A 13,618-nucleotide genomic window follows, 5' to 3' on the forward strand; every position below is an offset into this window, starting at 1 on the left:
ACGAACAACGATGAAAAAAATCAATAAAACTATCGTCATCCTACTTTCGCTCGGCACCGCCTGGAGTTCCTGTTCCAAATATCAGCCACTGGATTACGCCGTCGATAAACCGGAGAAAGTACTGACGCAGGAAGATATCAATGCTTACAATCCATTAAAAAGTTATCTGGATAAGCAAGGCAACCCCGGACTTAAGCTGGGTGTTGCGCTCAATATGAACGATTATTTTAACAAAGGAGTACTCTACCGCTTGGCTAACCGCAATTTCGAAGAAATGGTGATGGGCTATGAAATGAAGCATGGTTCCATTGTGCAAGCCGACGGAAGCCTGAATCTATCTCGTGTAGAACAGCTGATCACAGCTGCGCAGGAAAACAACATGGCACTGTATGGCCACACGCTGTGCTGGCATTCGGGACAGAATGCCGCCTACCTGAATAAGTTAATCGCTCCTGTGGTAATACCAGGTTCTGGAGGACCAGCTCTAGCGGGACATGCATTAAAAATGAGCAATCCCACTGTTGTCAATGCCTGGGAAGCACAGACAGCCACAGACATTAACCCCACGGAAATAGGGAAAGAATATGTATTGAAGATTGTAGCCCGGGGCAGCAAAGCGGGCAACATTGGTATCGATCTGCAGAGCACCTCCAATTATACGGGCGACAATATGGGTTCATTGGCATTAACAACAAGCTACAAAGAATACGAACTCAAAGTGACCGCAACTGCCGCGCGTAACCGTTTTATCATCAATTTTGGTCAATACGATGGTACCATCTTCATCGACAAGGTTGTGCTGACAAAAACAGGCAGTTCGGCAAGCCTCATTGCCAACAGTGATTTTGAAAGCAATATTGATGGCTGGTTTGGCTGGGGAAACAATTCCTCCCGAGCGCAGTCCGCCAATGGCGAAGGTTATGGGAGCCCTGGGGGCAGCACGATCGAGAAAACCCCTGCCGAGAAAGAAGCCATTCTCGCGAAAGCACTGGAGACATTTATTGCCGGCATGCTTGAGAAAACCAAAGGCTACATCAAGGCTTGGGACGTAGTCAACGAACCGATGTCCGACTGGCCCGACCAATATGCCCTAAAGACGGGAGTGGGCAAAACCGATCTGGCGGATGATGAATTCTACTGGCAGGATTACTTGGGTAAAGATTATGCCGTAAAAGCCTTCCAGTTTGCCCGCAAATATGGTAATGCCAATGATCTCCTATTCATCAATGACTATGGCTTGGAAGGCAGTGACAACAAATGTAAAGGGCTGATCGCCTATGTCAGCTACGTCGAAAGCAAAGGGGCCAAAGTGGATGGAATCGGTACCCAGATGCACATCGACATCAACACAAGCAAAGACAATATCGTCAGTATGTTTAACCTATTGGCCGCCACCGGCAAGCTGATCAAAGTGTCTGAGCTCGATATTGGTTTGGGAAATGGCATAAAGACTAGCAATGCAACGACTGAAATGTATCAGCAGCAGGCCGACATGTACAAATTTGTCGTTCAAAAATATCTTGAGATCATTCCCAAGGATAAGCAATATGGTATTACCATATGGAGCCCACTGGACAGTCCGGACCAAGAGAATTCATTCTGGAGACGTGGGGAACCCATCGGTTTATGGACCGAAGGATTCGTTCGAAAGCCAGCCTATCAGGCGGTTGCTGAGGCATTGTTAGCTAAAAAATAAGATCATTAATCACCCTTTTATATTTAAATTATGAGAACAAACAAAATGTGGTTACTTCTGGTCATTTTCTTAGTTTTTCTTTCCAGCTGCTCGCGGCTGGAAGAAAAAACCTTGACCAGCGAATCCGAAAGAAGTCTTAAATCCAATGTTTCCGCCCAAGCCGTTACAGGTTGGCCACGAACGACACCAACCTTACATGTAGGCGGGAAGTACCTCAAAGATCCCTGTGACAACAATATTGTCCTGCATGGAGTGGCCATTACACCCAGCCCTTGGTTCAATGGCTGCCAGTATGGTGCCAACTCCGGTTACTGCACCTGGGATAATTACAATGTTCAGGGTGCGCTCAATTACAATAAAGCAGTCATTGACAAACTCAGCAGCGCGGCCGACGGTTGGTATCTCAATTATATCCGTCTGCACATCGATCCGTATTGGACCAATGATCCGGGCGCTCCTATTCCTGAAGACGACATCTCAAGATTTAACTATAATCGCTTGGTTACCTATACTGATCAGGTCATTATTCCTTTAATCAACCATGCCCGTAACCGGGGCATGTATGTGATCTTGCGTCCTCCTGGCGTATGTCCACACCGTATCGCAGTCAATGATGCCTATCATACTTATCTTAAGACCGTATGGACTTTCCTATCGCAGCACCCATCACTAAAGAATGCTGACAATGTGATGTTTGAATTGGCTAACGAACCCGTTGAGATTCTGGGAACAAATGGCAACTGGGGGACGACCGGCAACGAGCATTTTGCTGCGTTGAAAAATTTCTTTCAGCCCTTGGTCAATATCATCCGTAATAACGGTGCCAACAATGTATGCTGGATACCAGGAACTGGCTGGCAGTCCCATTATCAAGGCTATGTCAATAATCCTATTACGGGTGGCAACATTGGCTATGCAGTACATATCTACCCTGGGTATTGGGGTGGTGTCAATACCTATCAAGCTTTTCAAAATGCCTGGAATACCAATGTTAAACCTATTGCAGACATTGCACCCATTGCCATTACAGAGACAGACTGGGCTCCACAGGGATATGGCACATTTGGTACGGGATCAACCGGTACCGCTGGCGGAAACGGTTTTGGTGCAAATTTAAAATATATTGTGGATCAGTCCGGCAATGTAAGCTGGAACCTTCTCGCCCCCGACGATCTGCTCCACAAAGGGGATCCCAACGCCGGGACAGCTTTTAACAATGATTGGGAAGCCTGTGCTGCTCCCGCTAAACAGTGGTTTCAGCAGTATGCTGCCTCCAATTACCCCATGTCTAACTGTACAGTTACTAGTCTGGTCAATAATGGCATTTACGAAATCGAATTCCAGACCGATGCCAACAAGGTACTTGATTTAAAATCAGGTGAAGATGCCAACGGTGCAGTGCTCAGACCGTGGACCAGAAATGGCGCAAATGCACAGCGCTGGGTCGCTATAGATGCCGGTAACGGATACTGGCGCTTTGTTTCAAAAGCAAGTGCAAGCAATCGCTGCATTGATCTGACGAGTAATAGCAATGCGCTTGGAACTGCCATCCGGCTTTGGCAGAACTATAGCAATGATGCTCAGGCCTGGAAGGTAACTGCTGTAGCCAATGGCTATTACAAAATTACCTCAAAGGTAGATGCTACACGCGGTTGGGATGTACCCAACTGTACCATGGACGGCAATTCCAATCTTCAGCTTTGGGATTACTATGGTACCTCCTGTCAATTATTTAAGTTCAAATTTATTGCCATGAACTAAACACTATCTATTCGCGGTAAGCCATACTTACCGCGAAATAGGTTAATTTTAAAAACATAAAAAGCTTCACGATGCGACAAACACAATTTAAAATGCTGCTACTGATCTTCTTGGTATGTTGTTTTACCGGAACAACAGCTTTTGCCCAAGACAAGAACTTCCATATCTACCTTTGTTTAGGACAATCCAATATGGAGGGACATGGACAATTCGAACCTCAGGACACCATCACCAACAGCCGGTTTCATGTGCTAGCGGCAGTAGATTGCCCCGAATTGGGACGGCAGTACGGTAAGTGGTATCCTGCCCGGGCACCACTCACGCGTTGCCACACAGGCCTTACACCTGCAGATTATTTTGGCAGAACGCTTGTAGAAAAGCTTCCCAAAAATATCGAGATCGGAGTCATCAACGTTTCGGTAGGTGGTTGCCATATTCAATTATTTGATCAAGATAGCACGGCAAGCTATGTCGCAAAGGCACCCGAATGGATGAAATCCATGCTTGCAGCTTATGACAATAATCCTTATGAAAGGCTCGTCGTCCTGGCCAAGATGGCACAGCAGAAAGGTATTATCAAAGGTATTTTACTTCATCAGGGGGAATCCAATACCGGCGATCGCGAATGGCCCAATAAAGTAAAAAAAGTCTATGAAAGCCTCTTGCACGATTTGCACCTGAACGCCGAAGATGTACCCCTACTTGCTGGTGAACTCCTATCGGCCGAAGCAGGGGGTAAATGCGCAAGTATGAACAGTATCATCCAAACATTGCCCGCTACTATCCCAACTGCCCATATCATTTCTTCTGCGGGTTGCCAGGGTATCGGCGATGGACTACACTTCAGTCCTGCCGGATACCGGCAGCTGGGTAAAAATTATGCGGCAAGCATGCTTAAAATTCTTCAAAAAAAATAAACTTCCATTGCTTTAAAATTGCCATTTGCAGGTGACTTAAATCCATAGTTTTTCCAACAATGACACTACGGCGAAGGAACGAGTCTAAGCGATTTCCAAAACCGTAGCAATGTTATTCTGGATAAAATCATCCGGTAAAGTCACCTGCAGCGCGGCATCAAGCTGCGTATAAACGATGTTATCGGCATATCCAAGTATCCGGACTGACTTGACCTTTCTCGAATTGGGTGATAAACTACCCAATGACTTTAATTGGAGCTGCTTTTTGGTCAACGTTCCCATTATAAAAGCGTACATGACATTTCCTTTTGTCGTGAAGCGCACATCATCGCCGGTAAAAGCTTTTCCCTTCCCTTCATTAAAGCCCTGCACATGCAGTGAAGGAGCTTCCTCCTGTGCAGGCCCCTCACCAAAAATGCGCCAAGGACGCGTTCCAACAATGGCTTCTTTGTGTATGGCCATCCAGCTTCCTATGCCTTGTACCACTTCCTTCGCCCTATCGTCGATAGAACCATCACCGCGCAATGGTACACTTAACAATAAGTTACCGTTTTTACTGACGACATCAATCAGCATATGAATTACGGTTTTAGCCGATTTATAGTGATTATTCTCATAAATCCGGCGATCATAATGCCAAGACCCGATACAGGTACAGGTCTGCCAGGGCTGCGGTTCAATGGTATTGCTCTGTCCACGTTCAATATCCCATACCAGGCATTTTCGTTGTTGTTCATTCAGTATTTTCCCATTGATTACCACATTAACCTTGCCTTTATTTGCCTGCACGCTTTTATTATAAAAATCGGCTACGATCTCCAAGCCAACATTGCTTATTGGATAAAGTGGCAGCACCGTATCGTCAAAATAAACGATATCGGGTTTGTAATTGTTGATCAATTCCAGGGTCCGGGCCTTAAAGTTTTCGCAATAGGCCTTTGTTGGCACACTTACCCCTGAATTCACATCCCAATGCCATTGCCGATGAACGGTGTTATCATCCTTACTATCCAAACTAAGCGCATGATCCTGTGCATAAAGCTCCTGCGGATCGTATGCTGCCCACCATTTTCCTGCGCCATCTTTTTTCGTTAGTTTCCCATCATAGGGTATACCGGCAAACTTGCCTTCTTTATCACTCCGCTGTGCCGTTTCATACCAGGTCCAGGCATGTGCCGCGTGTACGCTGACACCAAATTTCAGCCCTCTTTTTTTTGCAGCGCTTTCCCAACCCTTTATAATATCTTTCCTGGGGCCAACATTTACACTATTCCATTGATGGTGGCTGCTGCGATAAAGGTCTAGATTATCATGATGATTGGCCAAAGCCATAAAATACTGGGCTCCGGCATTTTGATACAGTTCCATTAACTCTTCCGGATTCCAATTTTCGGCTTTCCACTGATGGATAACATCTTTAAAACCAAACACCGAAGGATGTCCATATTTTTCAACGTGATAATTATACTGATCGGATCCCTCCTGATACATGCCCCGCGCATACCAATCGCCGCGCTCGGGCTGACACTGCGGGCCCCAGTGCGCCCAGATACCAAATTTGGCATCCCTGAACCACTCAGGCACCTGATAATTTTCTAATGAACGCCAGTCGGGATTAAAAGGAGCTTTCCCCAGATGAGCTTGGGAAAGGCTAAATTTACTCAGGAAAAGCGTCGGAATAGTTGCACCGAGAAACTTAATTGCTGTTCTTCTGTCCATTATACAATGATCTTCGATCAGAATGCCTCGACACAAATTGCACGACAAAGGCATCCGGTTTATAATTTTTTATCTACTTGAATACCAAAAATACCTGTATTGGATCAGGAAAGAAACTACATAATCGATCAATACTAGTACAATATCGACACAGGATTCTTTTTGATCAGTTGAACCAAAAAAAGGTGCCCTAAAAAGGACACCTCCACCTAACACTAACTATGAATAAATAAAAACATCTATTTTCCCAGATCAATTGTTCATATCATTGCCTTTCAAATTTTTATTGTTGTCCAATTCCGACTGTGGAAAAGGATAGAACATTGCTTTGGTAGACCAGCCGCCTTTTTTTAAAGGTTCCAGCCAGCTTGGATTGGCCATCCCCCACCGTAACAGGTCAAAATAACGTTGATATTCACCCAAAAATTCAACAAATCGCTCATGCACGATAATATTTTTGATCGTATTTAAAGGAACGCCGTTTTTTACTAATCCCTGAGCGATCAATCCATCTACATCAGGAATTGTTCCATTGGATTTTTGATACCATAGGTGTGGCTGCTCATCCGGAACGATATTATTGGCGCGCTTACGCACCAGGTTGATGTATTGTTTCGCTCCGGCGATATCGCCACGTTCATTGAGACATTCCGCATAAAGCAGCAGCACATCGCTATAGCGAAAAATACGATCATTGTTACCATTATCAAAGTCAGCGATCTGAACATCCGGACAATATTTCCGGGTACCAAAGAAATCTTTATTGGTCGCCAGGTTTTTCATCCAGTCCGTATAGGTCGTGACCTTACCGTCCAGCTGCGTAAACTTTGCACCATTCTCGCACCAAAGCGTCATATATTTCCGGGGATCTCCTTCTTCAAATTCATCATGTGCCATTTTATTGGGCGCCAGATTCCACCAGGCACCACCCGTTCCGTCAAACATTCCGATTTCCTGCCACCGCCATGAACTCGATATATCGTCCCCCAGCCAGCCCGGTCCATTGTAGAGTTGCACCTCAAAAACAGACTCCTGATTATTCTCTTTTGTTTCCAGAAAATTATCCCTGTAAGAGGACATCAACTGATACTCCTTGCTATCAATCACGCTTTTCAACTGGATCTCAGCATTGGCAAAATCCGCTGCCTGTCCTTTTGCGAGGATGGGTTTATACAAATAAGTTTTGGCCAGGTAAGCCTGTGCTGCACCTTTGGTTGCCCGACCGATCATTTTACTGTCGGCATAGAGTGCTGCCCGCGTTGGCAACAATTCCGATGCTTTCTTAAAATCATCCACGATCAGCGCATACACGGCACCCGCCGCTGCGTTGCCCGGATAATAATCTTCGTTGGTCTCGACAGGTTTATTGATCAGCGGAATGGTTTCGCCAAACAACATGCTCAGGTGCAAATAGTTCAGTGCTCTCAAAAAATACGCTTCCCCCAAGAGTCTATTCTTTCTATTTTGATCTATTTCGCCTTCAAACTTCTGAATCCGATCGATGGCTAAATTAGCCGCAAACACCCCGTTCCAAAAATCTCTCCAGGTCTGGGCGGCCATCCCATCGCTCGCAGGGGTATTGTAGGTATCCTGATACATGGGTTCCCATTTGAAGGTATGATTGTAATCATCCCCAGGAGCCAAAAGCTCGAAATACAAACTGCGCGCATATCCACCCTGTGTGCGGCCGATTAACGCTTGGTAGGCCGGTATGACCGAATTTTCCAATTGATCTGCTGTTTTATAATAGGTGTCCGTCGACAATTCCTGCGGGTTGGAGAGATCCAGATTCGGTTTGCAGCTTGAAAACTGTATCAGCAATGCAGCAGCTGCGAGTTTTATATATTTTCTATTCATGATGTCAATAAGGGATTAGAATGTAAATTGAATACCCATAAAATACTCTCTTGAATTTGGAAAGCTCAACCCCCAAGGCGTTTGCCCATCGATACCACGGCTTAGATTGGAGCGTGTATCGCCCGACCCCACTTCAGGATCATAACCTGAATACTTGGTAAAGGTCAGTAGGTTTTTTGCGCCTACGTAAAACCGCAGTCGGTCGATCTTCCAACGTTCAAGTCTAGGACTTGAAAAACTGTAACCAATGTTGAGTACTTTAAGCCGGAGGTAAGAGCCATCCTCCACAAACCTGTTGGATGCCCTTAAATTTTGATTGGGATCGCCGAGTACAGCGCGTGGAATAGTAGTATCTGTATTTTTTGGATAGACCGTAGTTTCACCAGATACCGGATTTTTGAAGACAAGCTCCTCCGCACGATAACGATCCAGAGTCGATGCAAAATTATTGTAGTAATGGTACATTCCCTCGCCCCAATAGCGGCTATTGTTGTAGATGTCGTTTCCTTTACTTCCCTGCCACATCATCGACAGATCAAATGTGCCAATCGAACTGTTGTAGTTTACATCAGCATTGAAGCCGTAACTAAAATCAGGTATTGGGCTTCCCAAAAAATCCTTATCCTGATCATTTAAGACCTTGTCGCCATTTCGGTCATTGAAGCGTACATCGCCCAATGCTGCGTGGGGTGCAAAAGCTTTATCGGCATCCAATTGTGCCTGACTGGTATATAAACCGTTGGTGGTGTAGCCCCAAAATTCCCCTACCGAACGACCAACTGCTGTTCTTGTGACGTTTTCACCCCCAGGAGAGATACTTCCCCATAAAATTTCATTATTGTTGCCCAGACTCAGCACGCGGTTTTTCACAAAAGAAATATTGGCGCCGATACGATAGCCAAAATTACCGACCTGATCTTTGTAGGAAGCCAGGATATCCCAGCCCCGATTCCGTATGCTACCGGCATTCAGCACGGGAAAGTTGTTACCATAGCCTGCGGTAAACGAAATGGGTACATTGATCAGCATGTCCTCGGTCTTTTTATTATAGTAATCAACTGTCAAAGCCAATTTATGATCAAAAAGCTCCAGATCGAGACCAAGATCAGTTGAATACTGACTTTCCCATTTTACATTCGGATTCGAGGGAGTCTGTGGCAGGGCCCCCGTGACCATCACATTGTTCAGGTAATACCAGACATGGTCGAAACTAACTGTCCGTTGATACTGATATTGTGCAATATCCGAATTACCCAAAAGCCCGTAACTAGCTCGGAGCTTCAATTCGCTGATCGCAGGAAATGCTTTCATGAAAGATTCCTGACTGATCCGCCATCCCGCTGATACCGAAGGAAAGTTTCCATAGCGGTATTGATTGCTAAAGTTGGCCGATCCATCCCGTCGCATATTAAATGTCAACAAGTAGCGGTTATCATAATTATAGTTGACACGTCCCAGCATGGAATACATGGCAGACTGTCCCACACCTGACCCCACAAGACGGGAACTCGCCAGGGATGCCGAATTAAGGATCAAAACATCCGGACTCGGCAAACCACGGGCCCCAGCATTGACAGCATTATACCGGGATTCTTCTGAAGTGATTCCCGCCAAAGCCGAAATCGCATGCTTACCAAAGTTATTTTCATAAGTCAGCGTGTTTTCAAATAACCAGCGGTTATTCTGACTGCTGGAAATATTGAGTTCATCCGGATTATGGTTCTGATATTGTCCGACAGAGTAGTTACCTATATACCCCTCATTCCGCACCCGGCTAAGGTCGATCCCCATATTAAATTTGTAAACCAGGCCTTTTATAATCTCATAAGTAGCCCAGGCATTGCCGTTTACCGAAAAGTTGTCATTGACGTTTTTATTGAGGTATGCATTTGCCAATGCACTCTGAACATCCGTTCCATTGCCAGCTCCGGCAAAACCAGTGCTGCTGTTGGCATCGTAGAGCGGTAATGTCGAGGACCACTTTTGCGCATCGATGATATTTTTGTCGCTCCAGTTGCGGCGGGTGTAACCTAAGGAAAGGGTTTCGCCTATCTTGAGTTTTCCTTTGGTAAAATCAGAGATAAATTGGGCGCCATAATACTTATTTTTATCTTGAATAATAATGGATTTGTCTGTCGCATAGATACCGCTAAGCCGAAAATTGGCGTTTTGAGATCCGCCGGAAACCGAGAGATTATGCCGTTGATAATTGCCCGTCTGCAGCAATTCGTCCATCATATTATACCCGTGCCCGATGTCGGAGGGTTTAGACAGCGCGGCCAGATAATCTTTGCGCGAAGGATCCTTATTGTACATTTCCTCATTAATCAATTCGGCCAGTTGCTGTCCGTTCAGCAGAGGTATATTATGGGAAATATTTTTGATGCCGGCGAAGGCATTATAATCGAGCTTCACCTCTCCGGCTTTACCCCGTTTTGTGGTGACCAAAATAACGCCATTGGCCCCACGGGAACCATAGATGGCACTTGATGCGGCATCTTTCAAAACCTGAATGCTGGCAATATTATTTTCATCCGGCATAGCTCCGCCGATCATCCCATCCACGACATAGAGCGGATCGGTTCCGTTAATGGATCCAACGCCACGGATACGGATAGCGCCATTGGTTACCTGCACTCCAGGCACGGCGCTCTGAAGCGTAGCAATTGTACCACCAGGTACTTTCACCAGATCTTTGGTGTCCACAACAGCGATGGAAGAGGTCAGATCGACCTTCTTCTGTTTACCATAGCCTACCACCACAACTTCATCCACGGCAATTTCTGCGGCAACAAGTGGAATACTGATTTCCGAAGAATTACCGATTACATATTCTGCCTGATTATAACCCACATTGGATACAATAAGGACTTCTCCCGGATTGAGTTTGAGTACAAATTCGCCTTTCTCGTTTGTTGAAGTACTGAGGGTTTTATCCTTCACTTTGATCGATGCCCCAATAATTGGTTTTCCTTGATCACTGATGATCTTTCCATGAATCACTTTTTCCTGAGCAGACAGTCGTCCAATGCCCATTAAAATGGAAGCCATTAACAACCATTTCACTTTCCTATTCCTTTCTTTGGGAAAACAAAAGAAAGAAGACACATAATTTCTGTTCATAATCTTTATTTGAGATAAATGTCTTTTTGCCCCTTGAGGCGAGTACTTGGTTATTTATTTATACAATTTGGTTATTTATTACTTATATGCTAACTGTATCTGCTCACCGCTATGTGCTATCTGGTCACATAATAAGCTCGCTTTAACAGGTGGCATCCCTTAAAAATTCACTATTGCATTTACTGGATCATTTATTTAAAATGAACTGGCTTTTCGCCAATTGGTTACAAAGCAAAGCTATTGCTTTCAACAAAATCGCTTTGCAACGAATATTTAAAAGAAGGGTAAAAATGTTTAAAAGCTGTTATCGAAGACCATTGCCATTACTTTTGGATATCGATCCAGAACCTATCTTGAGATCAAAACAGGAAACCTACTGGAGATATCATTTTGAGAGATCTATAGAAATGCGGTGATTAAGTAGCCAAGCGAAAACAGTTTAACAAAAAAAAGCAACATTAATTTATAATCTTTTGAAGAAATATTAAAAATATTTCACATCTTTGAATTGACTTATGCAATCGATTGAATTGGCCATTTAACGCATATTTTGGATAGTTTATCCGACCTATTTTTTAAAGAAAAACCAAACTTAATGGAATATTTTTCGCTATTGAAACACCATTCCGATGAAATCATCAAATTCATCGCTAATTGCGGTATATTTTCCTTACTCCTCAAAAATGGTAAGGTGATCCATTTTATACCGGACGACCCGGATCATTTTACCGAATGGCTCCATAGGAAAGGCATCAAAAATATTAAAAAATCACAATCTGTCACTATTGAGGAAGAGATTCCCGTATAAACGAATAACGGAATAATCGTATTCCTAGATAAAAAGAATTTGCTTAACGGCCGAAAATAGTACAATATTAACCAATTGAACCCTTACCCTCATTCCAGTGTATGAATGGCCAGTATTAAACTTCGCATATCCTGCTGAATAGAACGTATGGTCGCCTGCAATTCATTGTGCATATTGGCTAGATCATGTAGTTCCTCGGCTGCAAAAGTTCCACCATTCTTAAAATAAAGCTGCTGCAGGGGACTATCCGGTTCATCGTCCAAACCATATTGCAGCCAGCGCTGCCGCATTGTTTCTATCAGTGACGAGTTTTCAGCGTTGCTAAATTTTTTCTCGGATAAAATTCCCCAAACTGAGCTTGGGTAGATCTGCGCCTTATTATTTTGATACCAAATACTTTCAAGCATATTACGTTGCAGCTGCATCTTGACCTTTTTGCCTTTTGGGTTCAGTGTCATAAATCCCAATACGGCGGTACCGACCCCGCCAGCGATGCTCAACCCATTGTTGAGGCCATCATTTTTGACCGTTGTTGCAGTAACCGCTGTCACCGCTCCCAGAAGTATAGAAGCCACCGTCAAACGGGTCTGCGTTTTCGCATTCAGTTCGTCTATATATCCTGCGAGCTTATCGATACGCTCACCGTTACAGTCCAACTCCGCTGCAATGGCATTCAGTTCTGTCTCAAACAGCATGTACCTTTCGGTCATCTTTTGCCTTGCAGCCAATTTCAGCGTAACATTATTCGCAGTCCCCAAATACTGGATAATGGGTTCTGCAAGATTGAGGTATTTGATCAGCACAAAATCATGGTAAGAAAAAATTTTCCTTATCTGGATACTATCCGAGGCAGCGATTTCCTGTATTGGAATTGATGTATAGGCCACATTTGGCGCACAGTAGTTTGTTGTCAACGTATGTACCTGAACATTGTTGATCAAGGTCGAACAGGCTGTCAACAGCAATATGGACAAAAAGAGAAAAGATCTGATCGTTAGAAGAAGTATTTTCATTACCTGAGGTTATGCCTTAATTTTTACAACAATAACCTTTTCAGAATGTTTTTGCCCCACCTATTTACTTTTTTGGAAAACAAAAAGAAGGCCCTATATTTTTTTGAAAATCCGCACAACAGGTCGATCACTCCATATTTTTTTAATATATTTAAAATGAAAACAGGAACCCATTGTATACAGATACAATGCGGGTGCAAAATATACGAGCCTAGCAACATCAAAAGACCATTTATGAACAAAACCCTTTTTCGGAACCTATTTATTGTATTATCCTTCGTTGTGATACTCTTGCCCATTTACCCATCTATGCGGTCGTATTTCAGCAAAACATGTATTACCGAAAAATATGGAGTCAATTACAACGAGCAACGCAAAAAGCTGGGGCTGCATCCCATTCCAGCTAGCTGGGGCAGAAGGAACCTTGATTCCTGCATCATCTGGTATAATCCGAGCGGCAATATAGGGCATCGCTGGAAAAACATCTATTTTAAAGGCTGCAGTATCAAAAAAGAACTCGATCTTTTTTCTTTCGGATATGATGCCGAAAAAAGACAATATACCAAGGTATTGGAAGTGACGACAGATTATGATTTACAGGAGAAAGTGTTGGATATCCGCTATAAAGTGCTGACCGCATCATACAGTAAACAGATCGAAAAAAAAGATGCTGACTCATTGATCAGCTCTTTAGCGCTAAATGACTCCAAGTGATCCTTCTTCA

The 13,618-nt window shown here is 44.1% G+C and carries 9 protein-coding genes; 5 read left to right on the forward strand and 4 right to left on the reverse strand.

From position 1 onward, the window contains the following. Positions 1–10: 10 nt before the first annotated feature. The 3 genes from IQ31_RS10325 to IQ31_RS10335 all read left to right on the forward strand — a co-directional run bounded on the left by IQ31_RS10325 (position 11) and on the right by IQ31_RS10335 (position 4,374). On the forward strand, positions 11–1,696 hold the full coding sequence (locus IQ31_RS10325) for an endo-1,4-beta-xylanase (RefSeq protein ID WP_075993566.1): 1,686 nt from the start codon (positions 11–13) through the stop codon (positions 1,694–1,696). A 30-nt stretch (positions 1,697–1,726) separates the two neighbouring features. After that, positions 1,727–3,457, forward strand: a complete 1,731-nt coding sequence (locus tag IQ31_RS10330; RefSeq protein WP_075993567.1) for an RICIN domain-containing protein — start codon at positions 1,727–1,729, stop codon at positions 3,455–3,457. A gap of 71 nt (positions 3,458–3,528) precedes the next feature. Next, positions 3,529–4,374 (forward strand): sialate O-acetylesterase, encoded by an 846-nt coding sequence (locus tag IQ31_RS10335; protein WP_075993568.1) that lies wholly within the window; start codon positions 3,529–3,531, stop codon positions 4,372–4,374. Positions 4,375–4,458: 84 nt separating this feature from the next. Here the strand turns inward: IQ31_RS10335 and IQ31_RS10340 are convergent, their stop codons facing one another. The 3 genes from IQ31_RS10340 to IQ31_RS10350 form a co-directional block, all read right to left on the reverse strand. After that, positions 4,459–6,093 (reverse strand): alpha-L-fucosidase, encoded by a 1,635-nt coding sequence (locus tag IQ31_RS10340; RefSeq protein ID WP_075993569.1) that lies wholly within the window; start codon positions 6,091–6,093, stop codon positions 4,459–4,461. Positions 6,094–6,345: 252 nt separating this feature from the next. Next, positions 6,346–7,950: a RagB/SusD family nutrient uptake outer membrane protein gene (locus IQ31_RS10345; RefSeq protein WP_075993570.1), complete on the reverse strand. Its 1,605-nt coding sequence runs from the start codon at positions 7,948–7,950 to the stop codon at positions 6,346–6,348. Between the two features lie 15 nt (positions 7,951–7,965). Further along, entirely contained in the window at positions 7,966–11,073 is a 3,108-nt protein-coding gene (locus IQ31_RS10350; protein ID WP_075993571.1) for a SusC/RagA family TonB-linked outer membrane protein, read from the reverse strand. 595 nt (positions 11,074–11,668) lie between these two features. Between IQ31_RS10350 and IQ31_RS10355 the strand changes: the two genes are divergently transcribed. Then, a complete protein-coding gene (locus IQ31_RS10355) occupies positions 11,669–11,881 on the forward strand; it encodes a hypothetical protein (RefSeq protein ID WP_075993573.1) in 213 nt (70 codons plus the stop codon). Positions 11,882–11,970: 89 nt separating this feature from the next. Here the strand turns inward: IQ31_RS10355 and IQ31_RS10360 are convergent, their stop codons facing one another. Further along, positions 11,971–12,894, reverse strand: a complete 924-nt coding sequence (locus IQ31_RS10360) for a hypothetical protein (protein ID WP_088162349.1) — start codon at positions 12,892–12,894, stop codon at positions 11,971–11,973. A 234-nt stretch (positions 12,895–13,128) separates the two neighbouring features. On the opposite strand from IQ31_RS10360, the gene IQ31_RS10365 reads away from it, so the two are divergent. Continuing rightward, positions 13,129–13,608, forward strand: coding sequence for a hypothetical protein (locus IQ31_RS10365; protein WP_145327915.1), 480 nt, complete (start codon positions 13,129–13,131; stop codon positions 13,606–13,608). The last annotated feature ends 10 nt before the right edge of the window (positions 13,609–13,618 follow it).

This window comes from Sphingobacterium siyangense (genome assembly GCF_007830445.1).
Classification (GTDB): domain Bacteria; phylum Bacteroidota; class Bacteroidia; order Sphingobacteriales; family Sphingobacteriaceae; genus Sphingobacterium; species Sphingobacterium siyangense.